The sequence below is a fragment of the Paraburkholderia gardini genome, from assembly GCF_907164575.1.
Classification (GTDB): domain Bacteria; phylum Pseudomonadota; class Gammaproteobacteria; order Burkholderiales; family Burkholderiaceae; genus Paraburkholderia; species Paraburkholderia gardini.
In genome coordinates this window covers 76648-98175 of the sequence record NZ_CAJQYY010000007.1, presented here as the reverse complement: position 1 = coordinate 98175, position 21528 = coordinate 76648, and the positions used below count along the sequence as shown (strand labels likewise).

Sequence of the window (21528 nt, the reverse complement as noted above, 5' to 3'; positions counted from 1 at the left end):
TTACGCCTGTTGCGTCGTGCCGTGGGGCACGGCATTCATCGCGACGTCGAACGCCTGCTGCAACGTTTTCCGGTCGAGGTCTTCGCCGATCAGCACGAAACGGCTCGCGCGTGGTTCGTCCGCCTGCCAGCGCCGGTCGAAATAGCTGTCGAAGCGCCGGCCCACGCCCTGAATCACGAGACGCATCGCAGCGCCCGGCAATGCCGCGAAACCTTTGACGCGATAGATCGTGTGGCTCTCGACCAGGCTTTGCAACGCCGCGATGGTCGCTTCACGCGAGGCAACATTTGCCGCGACCACGACGGAATCGAATTCGTCGTGGTGATGATCGGCGTCGTCGGCCGAACCGTGATGGTCGTGACGCAGATGGATCGACTCTTCGGAAGCCGACTGAAGACCCAGCAGCGCATGAAGGTCGAGTTGCCCCATGTGCGCGCGCACCACCTTCACCTGCGACGGGATTTCCTCATGGATGAGGGCCTCGACCTCGCGTTGCTTCGATTCGTCGAGCAGGTCGGTCTTGTTGAGAATCACCAGATCCGCTGCAAACAACTGGTCTTCGAACAGTTCGTGCAGCGGCGATTCGTGATCGAGATTCGGATCGGCCTTGCGCTGCGCGTCGACGGCCAGTGGGTTTTCCGCGAATTGTCCACTTGCTACGGCAGGACCGTCGACCACGGTGACGACTGCGTCGACCGTAAAGCTGTTCTTGATCTGCGGCCAGTTGAATGCCTTGACCAGCGGCTTGGGCAACGCGAGGCCGGACGTTTCGATCAGCACGTGATCGATCTGGTCGCGACGCTCGACGAGTTTTTCCATGACCGGGAAAAACTCTTCCTGCACGGTGCAGCAAAGGCAGCCGTTGGCGAGTTCATACAATTGACCTTCCGCCTCGCTGCCATCTTCATTGCAGCCGATGCCGCAACCCTTGAGGATTTCGCCGTCGATGCCGAGCTCGCCGAATTCGTTGACGATCACCGCAACGCGAAGGCCGCCTGCATGTTGAAGAATGTGCCGCAGCAACGTGGTCTTGCCGCTGCCGAGGAAGCCCGTAACGATCGTGACGGGAATCTTGCGCGTCTGCATCCTGACTCCAGGGGGTGGACAGTTGAAGTAGATGGGGACGAAAAACGGGTTGCCCGGAATGACTGGACAATCGAAGAAAGCATGGACGATACGCCGCATCCCCGCGGCATTTGCCTGTTTTTCTCGGGCCGGTATCCGGGCTGACGAAATCGCCGCTTCACCTTCCCGCGCATCGACACGTTGCGCAGTGGACACGTAGATACACGTCGTGGCGTGCATCTATTGAAGCCGGCCTGGCATTGCGTGTGCGCAATGCCTTCGCTTACCGTTGCGGGGGCAGCACAGGTTGGCCCGATCCGTGCAGGAACGGCTCCCTGTTTCCCGTTTAACTGCGCGCACGGAGCGTGCGCGCGAGCACCAGAGTGCGTGCGAGTGTAGGCTTCGACGGTGGCGACGTCAAGAAAAGGACTATGCGTACGACCGTGATCCCAAGCGCTTTCTGCAAGTTTTTTTCGCGCTCGCCTGTGATATCGTATGCGCGCGTTTGGTGCCCGCACATGCATTCGCATGTGCAGTTAAACGGGAAACAGGAAGCAAGGTGACGCGGCTGGCCTGTGCTGTCCCCGCAACGGTACACGACCCGCGGATCATTCGTCCGCGCATGTCATTCAACGCCACTGCCTGCGTCGTGCTGGTGGGAAGGCGAATGGCATGTGGTCGTCAGCCCGGATACCGGCCAGACGCGAGGGGCGACCGCTGCGATCGCCGAACGCCCGGTCCGCGGGGGACGGAATGAGGCGCCTGACGTGTGGCAACGCATGATTCATCGATTCCCTGAAGCCGTCATGACGGCGACTTCCCCGCTTTCCTTCCCTGACTGCACCACGCGGCCCGTGCCGTGCTGCACACGATGAGCCGCGCCTGGTTGATCGGCGCGGGCCCCGGCGACGTCGAACTCATGACGCTCAAGGCGACGCGCGCACTCGGCGAAGCTGACGTCGTGCTTGTCGACGATCTCGTGAACCCCGATGTGCTGCAATTCGCGCGCAAGGATGCGCAAATCGTCTACGTCGGCAAACGCGGTGGGCAACCGTCCACGTCGCAGGCCGGCATTGTCGAGGCGATGCTCACCCATTTGCGCGCTGGACGTAGTGTCGCCCGGTTAAAGGGTGGCGATCCGTTCGTGTTCGGGCGCGGCGGCGAGGAACAGCAGGCGCTCGCCGCGGTTGGCGTTCACGTCGAAATCATCAACGGCATCACGGCAGGTATCGCCGCGCCGGCCGCGATCGGCATCCCGGTGACTCATCGCGATCACGCGCAGGGCGTGGTGTTCGTCACCGGACACGGCGCGGGCAACGGTGAACCCGACTGGCGCGCACTCGTCGCCACGCGCATGACGCTGGTTATTTATATGGGCATGCGTCGGCTGAACGAGATCGAGGCCGCGCTTTTGCGGGCTGGCATGCCCGCGGAAACACCGTGCGCCGCCATCGAATCCGCGACACGACCCGAACAGCGGCACGTTCGCTCGACGCTCAATACGCTCGCGGCCCACGTCGCGGCGGCGGGACTCGGCTCGCCTGCGATCGTCGTAATCGGCGACGTCGCGACGCTCGGCGAGTCGCCCATTCCGCATGGCGACACCGTATGAAAACGCTGACAGTCGGCATCGGTTGCAGACGCAACGCGTCCGCCCGGCAGATCGAATCCGCCGTGCGCGCGGCGCTCGCGCTGGCGGCCCGTTCTCTCGACGAAGTCATCGCCGTCGCCACGATCGAATCGAAAGCGCACGAGCCCGGCATCGCTGGATTCTGTGCTCACCACGCGCTCCCGTTGCACACGTTCACCGCCGGACAGATCGACGCGTTCGGCGAACTGCCCACGCCGTCCAGTGCGGTACGCGCGAAACTTGGCGTCGACGGCGTATGCGAACCGTGCGCACTGCTTGCGTTGCCCGGCGCCACGCTGATCGTCCCCAAAACCGTGCTCGATGGCGTGACGATTGCCATCGCCAGCGCACCCTGAACATTACGAAAAACAGGACACGCCATGAAGACAGATCCCGAATCGCATCAACGCATGACGCAACGCCGTCGCGAGGGCCACGAAAAGAAACAGGCTTCGGCGACGGTCGAAAAAGGCCTGCTGATCGTCAACACGGGCACCGGCAAAGGCAAGACCACCGCCGCGTTCGGCATGGCCGTGCGCGTGCTCGGACACGGCATGAAACTCGGTGTAGTGCAGTTCATCAAGGGCGCGCTTCACACGTCCGAGCGCGACTTCCTCGGCGCGCAGGCGCATTGCGAGTTCATCACGATGGGCGACGGTTACACGTGGAATACGCAGGACCGCGACAAGGACATCGCGACGGCCCGCAAGGGCTGGACCGAAGCACGCCGCATGATCGAAAGCGGCGATTATCAGATGGTGATTCTCGATGAGCTGAATACCGTGCTGAAGTACGACTATCTTCCGCTCGACGAAGTGCTTGAAGTGCTGACGGCACGGCCGGACATGGTGCATGTTGTCGTGACCGGCCGTCACGCGCCCGATGCGCTGATCGAAGCGGCCGACCTCGTCACCGAAATGCGGATCGTCAAGCATCCGTATCGCGAGCAGGGTGTGAAGGCGCAACGCGGCGTGGAATTCTGAACGATGTCCGCGTGCCCCGCCCTCTTCATTAGCGCGCCGGCCTCGGGTCAGGGCAAGACCACGATTACCGCCGGTCTGGCGCGCCATCACGCGCAGCTGGGGCGACGCGTACGCGTCTTCAAGACGGGGCCCGATTTTCTCGATCCGATGATTCTCGCGCGGGCGAGCGGCGCGCCGGTGCAGTCGCTCGATCTGTGGATGGTCGGCGAACATGCGTGTCGCGTGTTGCTGGCGGAAGCGGCGGAAGACGCCGACCTGATCCTGATCGAAGGCGTAATGGGTCTTTTCGACGGCACGCCATCCAGCGCCGATCTGGCGACGACGTTCAACGTGCCGGTGGTCGGCGTGATTTCGGCGAAAGCCATGGCGCAGACGTTCGGCGCGGTCGCGTTCGGCCTTGCGCATTTTCGGCCGCACGTGCCGTTTCAGGGCGTGTTCGCGAACCGCGTCGGTTCGACGCGGCACGCACAGATGCTTGAAGAAGCGTTGCCCGACGGTTTGCGCTGGATGGGACATATCGCGAGCGCGAGCGACATCGAGTTGCCGGACCGCCATCTCGGCCTCCATCAGGCCGACGAAATCGCCGACCTCGACGCGCGCATCGACCGCGCAGCCGATGCGCTCGCCGGCACGCCGCTCGCCGGTCTGCCGGCGCCGGTGGATTTTGGCACGGCATCACGCGAAACGATGCCGCGTCTGCTCGATGGCATGCGGATCGCCATTGCGCGCGACGCGGCGTTTTCATTTATTTATCCGGCCAACGTCACGCTTCTCGAGAAGCTCGGCGCGAGCGTCACATATTTTTCGCCGCTCGCAGACGAACCCGTACCCGCGGCCGCCGACGCGCTCTGGTTGCCCGGCGGTTATCCGGAACTGCATGCACCGACGCTTTCGCGCAATACGGTCAGCGCGGCGTCGATTCACGCCCACGCGCGGGCCGGCAAAACACTGATTGCCGAATGCGGCGGCATGCTGTATCTGCTGGATACGCTCACTGATGTCAGCGGTACACGCACACCGATGCTCGGCCTGCTACCCGGCGATGCGACGATGCAGTCCCGTCTCGCGTCGCTTGGCATGCAGCAGATCACCGGTACGCGCGGCGCGATGCGTGGGCACACGTTTCACTACTCACGCCTGGAGACGACGATGACGCCGCTGACAAAAGCCGTGCGCGCGCAATCGACGGCACCGGGCGAAGCGGTGTTCCGGGCCGGCAACATCGTCGCGACGTACATGCACAGTTACTGGCCCTCCAATCCGGCTTTCACGGCTGCACTCTTTCATGGCGAAGCGTTTTAGCGATCCGGACCGCGCGGCCGTCTACCGCGCCATTCACGAGCGACGCGACATGCGGCACTTCGTCAGCGAGCCGGTCGATCCGGCCGTATTGAAGCGTTTGCTGGACGCCGCCCATCACGCGCCAAGCGTCGGTTTCATGCAGCCGTGGCGCATTGCCCGCATCACCGACGCCTCGCTTCGCGCCGCACTGCACGCCGTTGTCGAACGCGAGCGGCTGAACACCGCCGATGCGCTCGGCAAGCGTCGCGACGAGTTCATGAAGCTGAAAGTGGAAGGCATGCTCGAGTGCGGCGAACTGCTGGTCATGGCGCTCATGGACGATCGGGAGAAACACATTTTCGGTCGACGTACGCTGCCGGAAATGGACCTTGCGTCCGTTGCGTGCGCCATCCAGAACATGTGGCTCGCGGCCCGCGCGGAAGGCCTCGGGATGGGATGGGTATCGCTCTTCGACGTCGACGAAGTGCGCACGCTGCTACGTATGCCAGCCGGCGCGCGGCCGGTGGGCATTCTGTGTCTTGGGCACGTCGATGCGTTTTACGATCAGCCGATGCTCGAAACCGAACGCTGGGCATCGCGGATGCCGCTAGAAGCGTGTGTCTTTGAAAATTGCTGGCCCGAAGAAAGCGCACCTGGCGATAGCGTGAACGTGAACGCCAGCGCCGCTAAAGACGCCTAAGCCTCACGCGGTTATCGCTGGCGCGACACTTGCACGCGGCGCACCCACCCTCACCTTCAACCCGGCCGACGAAAATGCCTCGGCGGACTCTGGCGGCAACGCCGCATCGGTCACCAGCAGATCGACTTCTTCCGGACTGAATGCCCGCACCAGCGCGCTATGGCCGAATTTCGTGTGATCAGCTGCCACGACGCGCTGCTCCGCCTGCGCGAATGCAGCCTGTGCGAACGCCGCGTCCCACGGTAGCGAATCCATGAAGTGCCCGTGATTGTCGATCGCCGTCACCGAGACGATCGCGTAGCGCACATGGAACTGACGCATGAACGTCAGCACGTTCTCGCCGAACGCGGAGGCGTCATCCGGACGCAATTCCCCACCCGTCATGAAGACACGGTTTTCGTTGCGCGGCGCGAGCGTGCGCGCGATTTCCGCGGAATTCGTCACCACCGTGAGCCGCGAATGCGCACATAACGCCTGTGCGATGTGAACGCAGGTACTGCCGCTGTCGAGAATCAGCGAATCGCCGTCCTCGACCAGTTCGCCGATGCGCGCCGCGATGATCTGCTTGCCCTCGCGACTTTCCAGCATGCGGCGCTGGAACGGCGGCTCGTCGACGTGCCCCGGCAGCATGATGCCGCCGTGAACCTTGACGAGCAGTCCGTCGCTGATCATCGGTTTGACCGTGCGGCGAATGGTTTCGTCGGATACGTCGAAAAGCCTCGCCAGTGCGGTAATCGTGCAGGTCTGCTGCGAGCGCACGATGCGCATGATTTCAGCCTGGCGCTGGGTGGGAAACATAGGCGTGCCATCAGGTCTCGGAGACCGCAGTCTAACAAAGGCATTGGCTGCCCGGAAGCCAAACTCATCAAATTTCCACATGAATAAACATTTCATGCACCATTTAACGCCCATCTTTGTATAGATATCGATGTAAACGTTGAATTTACTGTCATCTTTCTGCGATATACTTCCATCAATATCCACATATATCCACACACATTCACGGAATAAAACCATGACAGCCACTCTTCCCCAGCATGCGCGTGTGGTAATCGTCGGCGGCGGCATCGTGGGCTGCTCGGTCGCGTATCACCTGACAAAGCTCGGCTGGACCGACGTCGTGCTGCTCGAACAGGGTCAGTTGTCATGCGGCACGACGTGGCATGCGGCCGGCCTTGTCGGCCAGCTGCGCGCGCAGGAAAGCATGACGAAGCTGATCCGCTATTCGACCGCGCTGTACGCCCGGCTCGAGGCTGAAACGGGGCTTGGCACCGGCTGGAAACAATGTGGATCGCTGTCGGTCGCGCGTACGGCCGAGCGCATGACGCAACTGAAACGCACGGCTGCGGTTGCCCGTGCGTACGGTGTCGCCTGTGACGTGATCGGCCCGAAAGAAGCGGGCGAACTGTGGCCGGTGATGCGCACCGACGATCTGCTCGGCGCGGTCTGGCTGCCCGGCGACGGCAAGGCGAATCCGACCGATCTCACCCAGGCGCTCGCGCGCGGCGCGCGAACCGGCGGCGCGCGCATCGTCGAAAACACACGGGTGAGCGCGATTCACACGCGGCCCTCCGCTTCGGGCGGCCGCGAAGCGTGCGGCCTCACGTGGCAAAACAAGGATGGCGAGACGGGCACGATCGAAGCGGAAGTCATCGTCAATTGCGCGGGACAGTGGGCAAAGGCAATCGGCCGTCTGTGCGGCGTGACGGTGCCGCTGCATTCGGCCGAACATTACTACATCGTCACTGAACGGATCGCAGGCGTGCATCCGGATCTGCCGGTCATGCGCGACCCTGACGGCTTTATCTATTTCAAGGAGGAAGTCGGCGGTCTCGTCATGGGCGGATTCGAACCGGACGCGAAACCGTGGGGCATGAACGGCATTCCGGAAAACTTCGAGTTCCAGTTGCTCCCCGACGACTGGGATCAGTTCCAGATCCTGATGGAAAACGCGCTGCAACGCGTGCCCGCGCTAGAAACCGCGCAGGTCAGGCAGTTCTATAACGGACCAGAATCGTTCACGCCGGACAACAACTTCATGCTGGGCGAGGCGCCCGAACTGAAACGCTTTTTCGTCGGCGCCGGGTTCAATTCGATGGGCATCGCATCGGCGGGCGGCGCGGGGATGGCGCTCGCGGAATGGATCGTCGCGGGCGAACCGACGATGGACCTGTGGCCTGTCGACATTCGCCGCTTCGCGCGCTTTAACGGCAACGACACGTGGCTGCACGACCGGGTCAAGGAAACGCTAGGGCTGCATTACGCGATGCCGTGGCCGAATCGCGAACTCGACAGCGCGCGGCCGTTTCGCCGCTCGCCGCTTTACGCGCTGCTCAAGGAAGACGGGGCGTGTTTCGGCAGCAAGATGGGTTGGGAGCGCGCGAATTTCTTTGCGCCCTCGCCGGCAGAAGCGCATATCGACTATGCGTTCGGCCAGCAGAACTGGCTCGCGTGGAGCGGCGCGGAACATCGCGCGTGCCGCGAGGCCGTGGCGCTCTTCGACATGACGTCGTTCTCCAAATTCCTGGTAAAGGGACGCGATGCCGAAGCGGTGCTGCAAGGCATCGTCGCCAACGATGTCGCGGTGCCGCCCGGCACGACGGTCTATACCGGCATGCTCAACGAGCGCGGCACGTACGAATCGGATTTCACGCTCACGCGGCTTGCCGATGACCAGTATCTGATCGTCACCGGTTCCGCGCAGACCACGCGCGATTTCGACACGATCGAAAAGCTGATTCCACAGGACAGCTATTGCACGCTCGTCGATGTCACCGGCCAGTATGCGGTGCTCGCGGTGATGGGGCCGCGTTCGCGTGCGCTCTTGCAACGCGTCTCAAGAGCAGACTTCAGCAACGAGGCGTTCGCCTTCGGGCAAAGCCGGGAAGTCGATATCGGCTATGCGACTGTGCGGGCGACGCGGTTGACCTATGTCGGCGAACTGGGATGGGAGCTGTATGTACCCGTCGAATTTGCCGTGGGCGTATATGAGACGTTGCATGCAGCGGGCAAGGAATTCGGGCTCGTGAACGCGGGGTACTACGCGATCGATTCGCTGCGGATCGAAAAGGGCTATCGCGCGTGGGGACGTGAGTTGACACCGGACTCGAATCCGTTCGAGGCGGGCCTCGGGTTTGCCTGCAAGCTTTCTGGCGACGTCGCTTTTCGTGGGCGCGATGCGTTGCTGAAACTGAAGGCAGCGCCTTTGCGGCGACGCATGGTCGTACTCACCGTCGACGGCGCCAGCGACCGGATGCTATGGGGTGGTGAAGCAATTCTGCGCGACGGCGTGGTGGTGGGATTCGTCTCGTCCGCCGCCTTCGGGCACACGTTCGGATGCCCGGTTGCGATGGGATACGTGTCGAACGCCGCGGGCACTATCGATGAGGCGTTCCTGGCAGACGGCCGGTTCGTCGTGGATGTTGCAGGAGACACGTTGCCGGCAACGCTGCACGTCAAGGCGCCTTACGATCCGAAGTCGCTAAGGATCAAAGCCTGATCGGGTGTGGTGTGTGGAGCGGCGCAACTGGCCCCACAGCGCTATCCGCGCCGCCCCGCTCCTGCAATGTCACGCGGTGCCGCACCCAGTAGCCGGTTGACCCAATGCGCCATATGACTCTGATGGGCAAAACCGGTCTCCAGCGCGATCTGCGTGACGCTCAGCCGTCCCTCCAGCAGCAACGCTCTCGCCCGCTCGACCCTGCGCTGGATCACATACCGATGCACCGGCGTGCCGAGCGTCTCCCTGAACAACGCCTTGAAATGCGGCACGCTCAGGCCAGCGACGGCAGCGAGTTCCGTTAGCGTGAGCGGCTGGTCGAGGTTGGCCTCGACGTAGTCGATGACCCGTGTCGCCATGATCGGCGCGAGCGCGCGTCGACGGTCGTCCCGCTCTGGAACGCCCGCCGTCAGCCTGACGATCAGCGCCGTGCACAGGCTTTCCGCATACAGCGCATCCGATGCTTCCTCGGCCTCGAGTTCTGCCCGCAATGCCCACGAAAGATGTTGCAGGCGCGGATCGCGTAGCTGGAATTGCGCGCGCAATGTTGTACGCGAAGGGCTCGCGTCGAGTTGCTCCATCGTCGTGCGCGCAAAGGTGTCGTCAATCCAGATGCGCAGGATCGTGCAGTCGCCGTCGTCCGTCCATTCGCCGTCGAGCCCCGCGGGGATGACGTCCATATCGCCGTGCGCCTGGATCCGCGACACGCGGCGACCGTCGCACCGGCAGCGCGCTCTCACCGGTGCGCCGACATGCACGCCAATGCGGTGATACGGCGTGCCCGGAATGCGATGCGCCCCCGCCGCAACACCCACCACCGCCGCGCCGAAACCTCGCCAGCCGGGCGATGCGCTCGAACGCGGGCTGACTGTTCTTCCGGCTGGCGGGACAGGCAAAGGGCGCGCGGTGTTCATGACGTTTCCTTCTGACAGGGGGCATTGGGTGCGCCCATTGTGATGCCATTCGGGCGATTCTGCAGGCGTTCATTGTCGTGCGGTTCGTCGAAAAAAATCATCCGGATCTGCTCAAACCGGTCCGTGTATGTGCATCCTGGTTGCACCGCTCGCCCATGATGGACTCACGCCATTCATTCATCGACGAGGAGTGCCACGTGTTTGTCATTTTCGGCGCAACAGGACATGCAGGCCGTCTCACCGCTACCCGGCTTCGCGAAGCCGGCCTTCCGGTACGCGCTGTCGTCAGGCGTGCGGACCAGGCAAAAGAATTGAAGGCGACCGGGTGTGAGATCGCGTTCGCGGACCTCATGGATCTGGCCTCGGTCACAAAGGCCATTGAAGGCGCACAGGCCGTGCAGATGATCTGCCCGGTGCCGTCCGGTCACGCAGACCCTGAACATGCAATGCACACCATGATCGATGTCGCCGCTCAGGCGTTGCGCGCCAACCCGCCGCAACATGTGCTCGCGATCTCCGATTACGGCGCCGAGCTCGACATGAATACCGGCATTACGCGGCTCTTCCATTATCTTGAACGGCAGCTCAGCGCGAGTGTGCCGCGTCTGACGCTGCTTCGCTCAGCCGAACACATGCAGAACTGGAGCCGCGCGATACCCGTCGCGCTCGCCACCGGCATGCTGCCAGGCCTGCATCATCCGCTCACGAAACGCTTCCCGAGCGTCGCCGCGCAGGATGTCGGCGCGCTGGCCGCGACGTTGTTGCGCGAAGGACCACCGGTCACCGCAACCCGTATCGTCAGCATTGAAGCGATGGTGCGCGTCTCGCCGATGGACGTCGCGCGCGTGATCCAGCAGGAAGCGGGGCGTGAGATCGTCGCGCGTGAATTGCCACGCAATCAATGGTTTTCGGTGCTCACCAGGGGCGGCTTAAGCGCGAAGCACGCAAACCTCATCGTGGATCTTTACGATGCGCACAACGCGGGGCACATCGATATCGAAGCCAATGTCACCGGGCGCCGTTTCGGTACGACCGCACTCGCGGACGTACTCGCGCCGCTCGTCAGACAGGCCGTGCTGGACGCTCAATGAAACGGTGCAAACACTCAGGAGACGCTACTAACCTGACGTGACCGGCACAAACGACCACGGCGCGCATGACCGGCACAACCGGCACCGCGCACCGCGCACCGCGACATGCGCGAACAGCAAACGCGGTTATTCGTTTTCTTCGAAGTAGTGTCCGAACTTGACCTGCTTCGTGCGGATATAACGCTCGTTTTCCTCGCGCGTCGGAATGGCGAGCGCCACGCGTTCGCACACCGGGATGCCGTGTTTCGTGAGCGTGTCGAACTTCTTCGGGTTATTGCTCATCAGTCGCACGGACGTGACCTTCAGGAGACGCAGGATCGCGGCGGCCGAATCGTATTCACGGGCGTCGTCGGGCAGGCCCAGATCAAGGTTCGCCTCGACGGTGTCGCGCCCCTGCTCCTGCAGCGCGTAGGCGCGGATCTTGTTGCTAAGCCCAATGCCGCGCCCTTCGTGACCGCGCAGATACAGCAGTACGCCACAACCTTCCGCAGCGATATAGCGCAGCGCCTGATCGAGCTGCTCGCCGCAATCGCAGCGATACGAACCCAGTACGTCGCCCGTCAGGCATTCCGAATGCAGACGCGTCAGCACGGACTTGCCGGTCGTGATGTCGCCCATCACCAGCGCGAGATGCTCCGCTCCGTTTTCGACGACGCGAAAGACGTATGACGTGAACGTGCCATAACGGGTGGGGAGTGTGGCGGTGGCGTCGAGCACGACGCATTCGCTGTCGTCGGATGCGCAGTTCGTGGACGGTACGTAAGGCGTGGACATGGCGTTGGACAAGAGTGCGGACAGATCTGATGCATGGCCGGGACGAAAACCCGGAGATCGATCCCGGCGTTGAAGCCAGGTCAAGACTGGACTGGAGTTTACCGCTATTCGGCATCGCGCACCGGTTCAACCCCACGGAACGCCCCGCTTCAGCCTGAAGCATGAAGCACCGCACGTGGCGCGCAACGGCAGAGCGCGCCTATACTGGAATCGCCTGTCTACACGACAGCGCGCCACCCACCGACGTGCTGCATTGCGATACGGAGCCGCTCCATGACAAGCGTTGCGCAAGTACTTAAAACGAAGCCGGACAACACCGTCTACACGGTCACGACCGGGGATTCCGTCTACGACGCGATCAAACTGATGGCGGACAGGCAGATCGGCGCACTGGTCGTCATGGATGGCGACAGCATCGCCGGCATCATCACCGAACGTGACTACGCGAGAAAGGTCGTGCTGATGGATCGCGCGTCGAAGGCGACGCCCGTGCGCGACATCATGAGCCGCGCAGTGCGCTTCGTGCGGCCCGAACAGACCACCGACGACTGCATGGCGATCATGACCGACTTCCGCATGCGCCACCTGCCTGTCATCGACAGGGAAAAACTCGTCGGCATGGTGTCGATTGGCGATCTGGTGAAGAACATCATCGCGGAGCAGCAGTTCACGATCCAGCAACTGGAGCTGTACATCACAGGAGAGCGGCCCGCGTAGCGGCGTCCGCATTGCAGTGCAGTCACCGCGCATCACACGGCGCAGGCGGCAACGAAAAAGCGCCCAAACCGCGAGGATTGGGCGAAGCCACCTGTATGGCGGCGGAGGTTCCCTGAAACAGGTTGCACCGGCTTTCGCCCTGGGACATCTGCATGCCCCAGGGCGAAAGCCGGCATGCGACGCAGGCCGTCAGTTCATGTAGTAACGGCTGACGGCGAGCGATTAATTGCCGAAGTAGACGTTCCGCTGTTGCGGCGTCATACCCGAAGCGCCCGATTGCGAAGAGCCGTGCGTGCCCATACCGTAACCGCTTGTATCGGCGGCCGGCGCCTGCGCCGTGGCCATGTTCTGCGCATTCACGCGCTGCTCGGCAGCCTGGATATCGGCCGGATATTGTGGATCGCTACGCGCCGGGTCATAGCCCGCCTGTTCAAGCTGGATCAATTGCTGACGCACCTCAGCGCGGGTGACGGGCTGGTTCGTCTGGGCAAACGAAATAACCGGAGCAGCAAGGACTGCAGCGACGACAACCACCTTGATCAGGGATTTCATGACTCACCTCCAGAACGCTGTTTTTGCCTGCGCAAAACACATGATGTGTCGAGCGACTAAATTCAGTGTAGTCACCACCGCACAAAGGGAAAACCCTTATTTCAGACATAAACACTTGCGAGATTCGCAAGAATACGGGCATGCAGGTTGGTTGAAAGCCTTGTCAGTCGATATTTACCGTAATAATCGCAGGAATCGTAAACGATTGAAGGGAATCCCGGATTCAAACGCCCGATATGCCCGTCGAAGGCAGTAAAAGGAGTCGGCGCGGTCCGCTGACGTATGCGCTATTGGGCATATAAAAACGCAATGGCCGATGCATTTCGCGTGAAAGGCCAATCCGTTTCGTCGCCGCGACGGCTGGGTCTGCCTCGTCTTCACCCTTGCCGATCCACAAATCGCGCCCGGTGCACAGATCGCGGCCGTCGAACGACTGCCCAATGCCGAACGCCGCCGTAAGCCGCCCGGGCCCACGCGCGAGATCGCGCAGCGGCACGCGCGGCCGCCTCGCTTCCATGAGCGGGATGCCATCGACAGGCTCGACGGCGCGAAGCAAAACGCCCGCGCCGATATTGACGGTTTCGCTCGACATATTGAGCATGTACGCTGTGCCGTATGTCAGCCGCACATACGCATGGCCCCGCTCGAGGAACATCGACCCGTTATAGGGGCGACGTCCCTGAAAGGCATGGCTTGTCGAATCACCCAGCGGATAGGCTTCCATTTCGACTATCCGCCCACTGATACGACCTTCCGGTATATCGTGAACGAGGTATTTACCGACCATGAAGCGCGCGAGTTCTATCGTGTCGACGGGTAGTTCATCACGCCTGAGCGGCACGATGCGCGCGGGTTGCGGTGTGATACGTTGCGTCAAAGCCTCATTTCGTGGTCGCGTGGCAGTCACTATGGCACCATTTGGGGTATCTTTACCTTCCGGCACAACTGAACAGGCATACCGGCAGGTGTTTTAGCGCTTCTGTCTGCATTATCGCCATTTACAAAGCAATACCAGAACACCGTTCCATCGCGACTCAATCCAGAAGTACCTTGGTGGTGTAGGGCAACGGTTCCGCCCGGAACCCGCGCAAAATTGTGACAACAGGAGAAAATGCATGAAGGCAATCCACGCAATCAAACTGGCAGGTAGCGCACTTCTCGTCGTGGCATCGATCAGCGCCTATGCCCAGGCAAGCGACGCCACCGCTCCCGATACGTCGACGACAGCTGGCGCCAAGCAGCAATACAAGGCGACCAAGGCAGCTAACCGCGCGCTCCAGAAAAAGGTGCGTGCAGCGCTGTCGAAGGCCAAGGGTGTAAGCGTCGCCAACATCACCGTTCGCGCACGCGACGGCGCTGTCACGCTGCAAGGCACCGTGCCGGAACAGGGTCAAAGCGACAAGGCAACGGAAGTCGCCAAGGGCGTGGCAGGCGTGACGTCCGTGAAGAACGCACTGTCGGTTCGTCCGGAAGGCACGTAATAGCAAGCGGGCCGATTCATCCCCGCCAGACGCCGCCCTCGAAAGAGGCGGCGTTTTTTTCGCATATTCCCGGCGTCTTTATAACGCGCTTTTAGAGCGGGCTTATAACCGGTGCTGTTGAACAGCGATTAAAGCCATCATTCAGCTTTCAAAACTTCGCTGCATTTCGCGGGCAATGACGATTTGCTGAATCTGCGTTGTGCCTTCATAAATCCGGAAAAGGCGCACGTCGCGATAGAACCGCTCGATGCCATATTCGCTCATATAACCCGCGCCGCCGAAAATCTGCACGGCGCGGTCGGCCACCCGCCCGCACATTTCCGTTGCGAACATCTTCGCGCACGATGATTCGGCCGTCACTTTCTCGCCCGCATCGCGCCGGCGCGCGGCGTCGACGATCATGCAACGCGACGCGTAGATTTCCGCCTTGCTGTCGGCGAGCATCGCCTGGATCAATTCGAATTCCACGATCGCCTTGCCGAACTGCCGGCGCTCCGTCGCATAACGCAGCGCATCGGCCAGCATGCGTTCAGCGGCGCCTGTCGCGACGGCCGCGATATGCAGACGTCCCTTGTCGAGCACCTTCATCGCGGTCTTGAAACCCACGCCTTCTTTTTCGCCGATGAGGTTTTCCGCCGGCACGCGACAGTTCTCGAAGATCACGTCACACGTATGCGCACCCTTCTGGCCCATCTTGCGATCGATCCGGCCAAGCGACAGCCCCGCCGTCCCGGCTTCGACAACGAACGCCGAGATCGCGCCCGCCCCCTTGCCGGCCGGGTCCGTGCGCGCCATCACGGTAAAGAGCCCGGCTTCGGGCGCATTCGTGATGAAGCGCTTGGTGCCGTTCAGCACATAATGGTCGCCGTCGCGCACGGCGGTGGTCCGCAGCGACGCGGCATCCGAGCCCGCTTCCGGTTCGGTGAGGCAGAACGAGCCGATCAGTTCGCCCGATGCGAGGCGCGGCAGATATTTTTCCTTTTGCGCAGGCGTCCCGTCGATCACAATGCCGGTTGAGCCGATGCCGTTGTTGCTGCCGATCGCCGAGCGAAACGCAGGCGAGGTCTTGCCGAGCTCCATCGCGGCAAGCACTTCCTCTTCCATCGTGAGGCCGAGGCCGCCGTACTCTTCGGGCAGACACAGGCCAAAGAGACCGAGATCCTTCATTTCCTGCAGCAGACCAGCCGGAATCTGGTCGGTTTCCGCGACGATCTCCTCGCTGGGTACGAGGCGCTCACGAACAAAGCGGCTGATGCTGTCGAGCAGCATGTTCAAGGTTTCCTGACTGCGGATCACGAAGTCTCCTTAAGATTGCAGTTTCATCATGCCTCGATAATTTTTTTATTCTAGCGTACAGGCTGGCTGCCTCCGCGGCCGCCCACCGCCCGTCGACACCCATACTGGACAGGAACTCCCCGCATGACTACAACATCGACGCTGCTGCCACGCTGGACACTGTGGGTGCCGGTCGCCGGCTGGATCGTGCTCGCTGCCGCCGCGCTACTGCCAGGCAATGCCGTACTGCTCGCGCTCGTCGGCGCCGCGCTCGCGGGTGCGGTCTTCGCGGGCGTCCACCATGCGGAAGTCGTCGCGCATCGCGTGGGCGAGCCGTTCGGCACGCTGGTGCTCGCCGTCGCCGTGACGGTGATCGAAGTGGCGCTGATCGTCTCCGTGATGCTGAGCGCGGGCCCCGAGAAAGCCGGCCTTGCACGCGATACGGTGTTTGCCGCGGTGATGATCGTCTGTAACGGGATCGTGGGGATGTGCCTGCTTGCAGGCGGCATCCGCCATCGGGAGCAGGATTTCCAGATTCGCGGCGCCAGTGCCGCGCTTGCGGTGCTGGCATCGCTTTCGGTACTGACGTTGGTGATGCCGAATTTCACCAGCGCCGCCGGGCCCGTGCTCACGCCTTCGCAACTGGCGTTTGCGGGCGTGTCGTCGCTCGTGCTGTATGGCGTATTCGTGTTCGTGCAGACCGTGCGGCATCGCGATTACTTTCTGGCCGACGTCTCCGATGAAAACACCCATGTCGGGCCGCCCAGCGCGCGGGTGACCCTGCTGAGCGCCGGTCTGCTCGTGGTGTGTCTCGTCGCGGTCGTCCTGCTCGCGAAGCTGCTTTCGCCCGTGGTGGAAACGGCGGTGGCCAATGCGGGCCTGCCAGAGGCCGTCGTCGGGATCGTGATCGCGGCGCTCGTGCTGCTGCCGGAAGCGCTCGCCGCGTTGCGCGCCGCGCGCGCGGACCGTCTGCAAACCAGCCTCAATCTCGCGCTCGGTTCGGCGCTCGCGAGTATCGGCCTGACGATTCCCACCGTCGCGGTCGTGTTTCTCTATATCGGTCAGCCGCTGCAACTCGGGATCGACGGCAAGGACATGGTGCTGCTGTTCCTGACGCTCGTGGTCGGCACGCTGACGCTCGGCACCGGCCGCACCACGATCCTCCAAGGCGCGGTGCATCTGTCGCTGTTCGCCGCGTGGTTGTTCCTGTCGATCGCGCCTTGAGGGCACGGGCCTTGCGGACGTGCTTTTCAAGGCCCGCGCAACCGCTCAGGCGATCGTTTCAGTCCAGTGTTCCGCGATCCATTCGCGAAACAGATTGAGCTTCTGCTGATGCGCGACGCTGTCCGGGTACACGAAGTAATAGCGCGCGCCCGTGGTCAGCACGGTATCGAACGGCCGCACGAGCCGCTTCGCCGCGACGTCCTCGTCGATCAGCGCGAGGTCGCTGATCGCGACGCCAAAGCCCTGTAGCGCGGCATTCGTCGCGAGATCGAGCGTATCGAAGCTTGGGCCGTGATTCGCATCGATATCGCGGGCCTCGACGTGATCGAGCCACATCTTCCAGTCGCGATGATCGCGCGTGGGATGCAGCAGCGTGTGCCGCGCGAGATCGGCGACACTGCCAAGCGGCTTGTCGTCGAGGAGTTCCGGCGCGCAGACGGGCGTCAGGCGTTCCTCGAACAGCGCCACCGACTGCACGTCCGCCCCCGGCGACGAACCGTAGACGATCGCGGCGTCGAACGGCTCGATCTGGAAATCGACGTCGTGCTGCCACGTGGTGGTGACCTGCACGTGCAGGTCGGGATATTCCGCCTGAAACTGCATGATCTTCGGCAGCATCCAGCGCATCACGCAGGTCGGCACCTTCAACGCCAGATCCGTGCGTTGACGCGTCAGGCGCAACGAGATTTCCTCGATCCGCGCGAAGCTCTCCTTGACGGCAGGCAGCAGCGATTCGCCTTCGGCGGTCAGCGTAAGACCCTTTGCATGCCGTTTGAACAGTGGAAAGCCGTAATAGTCTTCCAGCGCGAGAATCTGGCGGCTGACCGCGCCTTGCGTCAGGCACAGGTGATCCGCGGCACGCGTGAAGCTGCGATGCCGCGCGACCGTTTCGAAAATCTGCAGGGCGTTAAGAGGGGGAAGTCGTCGCATGATGGGGGCGCCCAGCTATCAGGAAAATGCATTGCAGCCCGCGTATCGATCCAATGCGCGGATGCGTGTCACGCCCGCAGGATACGCCATTCAAAACACCTGCACGACTGGCGTTTGCCCGCGCACGCATGCGTTCGTCTCATGGGCACGTCGATCTTCAGGCCGCTGCACCGTGAAAAAACAGTTCGGGGATGACACCGGAGCGCCGTTCTTCATGCGGCTTACGCACCGCTTTAGTGCCGCACGCGTGTTTTTCGCACCATGACAGACCTTTCCTCATACCTCCAGTCCGCGCAGCCTGCGCTGCCACGCTGGACGTAAACCCGCACACGGCGCTGCCCCAAGCCTTCGCACGATCGGCACAGGCCGCCATCTGGCGTGCTCCGCCCCGAAGCGCATGAGAATACGTCATGGCGTCCATGCAGAGATTTCGTTTGTTGCGTGATTTTGGCAAACCTAGAGTGCATCAACGCGCCACACCATCGGCTGCGCCGGGTTGCAACGTTCACAACGGGAGAGACGGCCATGCATGACATCAAAAGACGACAGGTAATCAAGACGATCGGTGCGGCAGTCGCTGCCTCCACGCTGCCGATGCCGTTCATCAACGTGAATGCGCAGGAACGCAAGTTCGCCGGTCAGACGCTGCGTCTGTTGACCTGGTCGGACGACACGGGCGCCGCCGCCATGCGCAACATCGCGGCCACGTTCACCGAAAAAACCGGCGCGAAAGTCATCGCCGACCGCGCCGACGGCACCTCCGGCATGGTCGCCAAGACGAAGGCCGCGGGCGACCGTCCGACCTATGACGTGATCACGCTGGCAGGCGTCGGCGCCTCGGGGCTCGGCGATGCGGGTCTGCTCGTCAAGCCCGATCTCGACAAGCTGCCCAATCTCAAGGACGTACCCGCGCAGTACCGCACGGGCGCGAATGGCTTTGGCGTCGGTTACCTGCTGTGGTCCGACGGCCTGATCTACAACACCGCGACCGTCAAGACGCCGCCGGCATCGTACGAAGCGCTGTGGGACCCGAAGTACGCCGGCCGCATTTTCCTGCCGCCGCCGGAATGGGCCGAAGCGGTCGATCTCGCGATCATCTCTGCGAAGCTCGCGGGCGGCTCGCAGCAGAACATCGAGCCGGGCTTCAGGAAGCTCGCGCTGCTGAAAGACCGCGTGATGACGCTCGGCGAAAATCCGAACCAGGTCGCCGACCTGTTCCGCACCGGTTCGCTCGATATCGGCGGCATCTATTCGCCGGCCTTTTTTCCGGCGCAGATCCGCAAGCCCGAGTACAAGATGGGCATCACCTATGGCATGAAGGAAGGCTTCGCGACGCAGCTGATGTTCACGGTGATTCCGAAGGCGCACCCGGGCAACATCGATCTGATCCACGCGTTCATCAACCATTCGATCGACGCCGGCGTGCAAGGTCGCATGGCGGCCGACGTGCTGAACGGCCCGGTGAATTCGAAAGCGCAGATTCCCGCGGAGAGCCGTGCGTTCGTGCCGAGCCCGCAGCAGATCGCCGAAAAAGCCATCCTGCACGACGACAAGGCGCTCGCCAGCGTGCAACCCGCGTGGATCAAGCGCTACACCGAAATCTTCGCGGCATGACCACGATGCCCGCGCTTTCGTCGCCGCGCGCCAGCTCCGGTGCACCGGATGAACCGGGAGCGGGCACGTCGGACGGTCTGCTCGCGCGGGCCCGTCCGTGGATCCTGCTCGCGCCGATCCTCGCGTTTCTCGCGGTACTGGCGGCCGCGGCGCTCGTCGTGCTGCGGATGAGCTTCGGCACGTCCGGTCACGAATGGCACGGCTTCACGCTGCAGAACTACGCGGACCTCGCCGACAGCTACTTCATGAAATCGTTGTGGCTGACCTTGCGGCTCGCGTTCCAGAGCATGGTGTGCGCCGTGCTGCTGGCGATCCCGGTCGCGCTGGCGATGGCGCGCACCGAATCGCGGCTGGCGCGTCGCCTGCTGCTGGCGGGCGTGCTGTTGCCGCTGCTCGTGAATCTCCTGCTGCAGGGATATGGCTGGCTCGTGATCCTCGGGCCAGCCGGCCTGCTCAATCACGCCTTGATCGCGAGCGGTCTCGTCGATCGCCCCGTGCAGTGGCTCTATCGCGAGCACGGCGTGCTGCTCGGGCTGATCCAGACCGCGTTCCCGCTCGCCGTGCTGCCGCTTTCGAGCGCGATGCGCGCGGTGTCGCGCTCTTACGAGGAAGCCGCCGCCACGCTCGGCGCGACACGCATGCAAACGCTGCGTCATGTGATGTTGCCGCTCGCGATGCCCGGTCTTGTATCGGGCGCGCTGCTCGTATTCGCCTACAACGCCAGCGCGTTTGCCGTGCCGCTGCTGCTCGGCGGCCGCCGCGTGCCGATGCTCGCCGTGCTGGTCCACGATCAGGTCGCGCCGCTCCTGAACTGGCCGGCGGCCTCTGCATCGGGCATCGTGCTGATGGTCGCGACGCTTGTCGTGATGGCGATCTCGCAGCGCCTCGTGCACCGCACGCAACGTCTCGAAGTGGAGCCGAAAGCATGAGCACCGTCGCCCGTTCGCGCACGTTCCGCCTGCCCTCGACGATGCCCGGCCGTCTCGGCAAGATGTCGAGCCTGCTCGCCGCGATCGTGCTGTTTCTCGCCGCGCTGCCGATCCTCACGATGATCACGATGTCGTTCAGCGCATCGGACACGCTCGATTTTCCGCCGCACGCATACAGTCTGCAGTGGTATCGCGCGGCCTGGCACACGTTCGTCTCGCCCGATGCAAGCGACGTGCTCTCGATGGGCAGCGCGCTCTCCACGAGCCTGATCGTCGCGATCTCGACCATGATCATCGCGACGCTGGTGTCCGTGCCCGCCGCCTACGCGCTGTCGCGTTACCGCTTTCGCGGCAAACCGGCGGTCGAGCAACTGGTCGCGTTGCCGCTCGTCTATCCGCTCGTGATGCTCGGGCTTTCGTTGCTGCTGGTATTCAACGCGCTGCCGGTCGAACTCGGCGTGTTCAGGCTCATCATCGCGCACGTGATTCTCGCGCTGCCGTTCACGGTGAAGAACTGCGCGGCATCGGTGGCGACGATCGGCCTGGAATTCGAGGAAGCGGCCTGCGTGCTCGGCGCGAGCCCGCGACGCGCGCTGATCGACGTCGTGCTGCCATTGATGAAGCCGGGCATTCTCGCCGGCATGCTGTTCGCGTTCATCATCTCGTTCAATGAATTCACCGTGACGTTTTTCCTCTACGGCATCAACACGATGACACTGCCGGTGTGGCTCTACAGCCGCACCGTGTCGTCGCTCGATCCCACCGTGTTTTCGTTCGCGGTGTTCATCGTCGCGATCGATTTCGTACTGATCTGGGCGCTGGAAAAACTGGTCGGCGACGAAGGTGTCGCGCTCTAACTTGTGCAAGCT

The 21528-nt window shown here is 62.8% G+C and carries 21 protein-coding genes and 2 riboswitches; of the genes, 13 read left to right on the top strand and 8 right to left on the bottom strand.

Features of this window, described 5'->3' with window-relative positions:
- On the bottom strand, nt 1-1086 hold the full coding sequence (gene cobW / locus LPA34_RS07625) for a cobalamin biosynthesis protein CobW (RefSeq protein WP_228976604.1): 1086 nt from the start codon (nt 1084-1086) through the stop codon (nt 1-3).
- A 109-nt stretch (nt 1087-1195) separates the two neighbouring features.
- Nucleotides 1196-1463, bottom strand: a riboswitch (cobalamin riboswitch).
- A gap of 91 nt (nt 1464-1554) precedes the next feature.
- Nucleotides 1555-1781, top strand: a riboswitch (cobalamin riboswitch).
- A gap of 155 nt (nt 1782-1936) precedes the next feature.
- Between cobW and cobA the strand changes: the two genes are divergently transcribed.
- From cobA to bluB, 5 genes are read left to right on the top strand one after another with little or no spacing between them, the layout of a single operon-like run.
- Complete coding sequence (gene cobA, locus LPA34_RS07620; protein ID WP_228976602.1) at nt 1937-2677, top strand: uroporphyrinogen-III C-methyltransferase; 741 nt, start codon at nt 1937-1939, stop codon at nt 2675-2677.
- Entirely contained in the window at nt 2674-3051 is a 378-nt protein-coding gene (locus LPA34_RS07615) for a cobalamin biosynthesis protein (protein WP_228976600.1), read from the top strand. The genes cobA and LPA34_RS07615 overlap by 4 nt, the downstream gene beginning before the upstream one ends.
- 24 nt (nt 3052-3075) lie before the next feature.
- Complete coding sequence (cobO, locus tag LPA34_RS07610; protein WP_228976599.1) at nt 3076-3678, top strand: cob(I)yrinic acid a,c-diamide adenosyltransferase; 603 nt, start codon at nt 3076-3078, stop codon at nt 3676-3678.
- Nucleotides 3679-3681: 3 nt separating this feature from the next.
- Entirely contained in the window at nt 3682-4980 is a 1299-nt protein-coding gene (locus LPA34_RS07605) for a cobyrinate a,c-diamide synthase (protein ID WP_228976598.1), read from the top strand.
- Complete coding sequence (gene bluB, locus LPA34_RS07600) at nt 4964-5659, top strand: 5,6-dimethylbenzimidazole synthase (protein WP_228976597.1); 696 nt, start codon at nt 4964-4966, stop codon at nt 5657-5659. The genes LPA34_RS07605 and bluB overlap by 17 nt, the downstream gene beginning before the upstream one ends.
- Nucleotides 5660-5662: 3 nt before the next feature.
- On the opposite strand, the gene LPA34_RS07595 is transcribed toward bluB, so the two are convergent.
- Entirely contained in the window at nt 5663-6457 is a 795-nt protein-coding gene (locus LPA34_RS07595) for a DeoR/GlpR family DNA-binding transcription regulator (RefSeq protein WP_228976596.1), read from the bottom strand.
- Between the two features lie 217 nt (nt 6458-6674).
- Here LPA34_RS07595 and LPA34_RS07590 point away from each other — a divergent pair, with 217 nt between their 5' ends.
- Complete coding sequence (locus tag LPA34_RS07590) at nt 6675-9158, top strand: GcvT family protein (RefSeq protein WP_228976594.1); 2484 nt, start codon at nt 6675-6677, stop codon at nt 9156-9158.
- 41 nt (nt 9159-9199) lie between these two features.
- Here LPA34_RS07590 and LPA34_RS07585 read toward each other — a convergent pair whose 3' ends face one another.
- Complete coding sequence (locus LPA34_RS07585) at nt 9200-10072, bottom strand: AraC family transcriptional regulator (protein WP_228976593.1); 873 nt, start codon at nt 10070-10072, stop codon at nt 9200-9202.
- 197 nt (nt 10073-10269) lie between these two features.
- On the opposite strand from LPA34_RS07585, the gene LPA34_RS07580 reads away from it, so the two are divergent.
- Nucleotides 10270-11163 carry an NmrA family NAD(P)-binding protein gene (locus LPA34_RS07580; protein WP_228976590.1) on the top strand — a complete coding sequence of 298 codons (894 nt, stop codon included), beginning with the start codon at nt 10270-10272 and terminating at the stop codon, nt 11161-11163.
- Nucleotides 11164-11289: 126 nt separating this feature from the next.
- Here LPA34_RS07580 and ribA read toward each other — a convergent pair whose 3' ends face one another.
- Nucleotides 11290-11937, bottom strand: coding sequence for a GTP cyclohydrolase II (gene ribA, locus LPA34_RS07575; protein ID WP_228976589.1), 648 nt, complete (start codon nt 11935-11937; stop codon nt 11290-11292).
- 273 nt (nt 11938-12210) lie between these two features.
- Between ribA and LPA34_RS07570 the strand changes: the two genes are divergently transcribed.
- Nucleotides 12211-12654 carry a CBS domain-containing protein gene (locus LPA34_RS07570; RefSeq protein ID WP_228976587.1) on the top strand — a complete coding sequence of 148 codons (444 nt, stop codon included), beginning with the start codon at nt 12211-12213 and terminating at the stop codon, nt 12652-12654.
- Between the two features lie 222 nt (nt 12655-12876).
- Here LPA34_RS07570 and LPA34_RS07565 read toward each other — a convergent pair whose 3' ends face one another.
- Complete coding sequence (locus tag LPA34_RS07565) at nt 12877-13206, bottom strand: DUF4148 domain-containing protein (RefSeq protein WP_228976585.1); 330 nt, start codon at nt 13204-13206, stop codon at nt 12877-12879.
- 223 nt (nt 13207-13429) lie between these two features.
- Nucleotides 13430-14083 carry a DNA-3-methyladenine glycosylase gene (locus LPA34_RS07560; protein WP_411178866.1) on the bottom strand — a complete coding sequence of 218 codons (654 nt, stop codon included), beginning with the start codon at nt 14081-14083 and terminating at the stop codon, nt 13430-13432.
- A gap of 238 nt (nt 14084-14321) precedes the next feature.
- On the opposite strand from LPA34_RS07560, the gene LPA34_RS07555 reads away from it, so the two are divergent.
- A complete protein-coding gene (locus LPA34_RS07555) occupies nt 14322-14687 on the top strand; it encodes a BON domain-containing protein (protein ID WP_228976583.1) in 366 nt (121 codons plus the stop codon).
- Nucleotides 14688-14828: 141 nt separating this feature from the next.
- Here LPA34_RS07555 and LPA34_RS07550 read toward each other — a convergent pair whose 3' ends face one another.
- On the bottom strand, nt 14829-15983 hold the full coding sequence (locus LPA34_RS07550) for an acyl-CoA dehydrogenase family protein (RefSeq protein ID WP_228976581.1): 1155 nt from the start codon (nt 15981-15983) through the stop codon (nt 14829-14831).
- Between the two features lie 123 nt (nt 15984-16106).
- Between LPA34_RS07550 and LPA34_RS07545 the strand changes: the two genes are divergently transcribed.
- Nucleotides 16107-17186, top strand: coding sequence for a calcium:cation antiporter (locus tag LPA34_RS07545; protein WP_228976580.1), 1080 nt, complete (start codon nt 16107-16109; stop codon nt 17184-17186).
- A gap of 45 nt (nt 17187-17231) precedes the next feature.
- Here LPA34_RS07545 and LPA34_RS07540 read toward each other — a convergent pair whose 3' ends face one another.
- On the bottom strand, nt 17232-18116 hold the full coding sequence (locus LPA34_RS07540) for a LysR substrate-binding domain-containing protein (protein WP_228976577.1): 885 nt from the start codon (nt 18114-18116) through the stop codon (nt 17232-17234).
- Between the two features lie 525 nt (nt 18117-18641).
- Between LPA34_RS07540 and LPA34_RS07535 the strand changes: the two genes are divergently transcribed.
- Genes LPA34_RS07535 through LPA34_RS07525 form a run of 3 tightly spaced genes read left to right on the top strand, consistent with a single transcriptional unit; the run spans nt 18642 to nt 21516 of the window.
- The gene (locus tag LPA34_RS07535) at nt 18642-19730 is read left to right on the top strand and encodes an ABC transporter substrate-binding protein (protein WP_228976575.1); all 1089 of its coding nucleotides are present in this window, start codon (nt 18642-18644) and stop codon (nt 19728-19730) included.
- On the top strand, nt 19727-20659 hold the full coding sequence (locus tag LPA34_RS07530) for an ABC transporter permease (protein ID WP_228976571.1): 933 nt from the start codon (nt 19727-19729) through the stop codon (nt 20657-20659). The genes LPA34_RS07535 and LPA34_RS07530 overlap by 4 nt, the downstream gene beginning before the upstream one ends.
- Complete coding sequence (locus tag LPA34_RS07525) at nt 20656-21516, top strand: ABC transporter permease (RefSeq protein WP_228976570.1); 861 nt, start codon at nt 20656-20658, stop codon at nt 21514-21516. The genes LPA34_RS07530 and LPA34_RS07525 overlap by 4 nt, the downstream gene beginning before the upstream one ends.
- Nucleotides 21517-21528 lie beyond the last annotated feature (12 nt).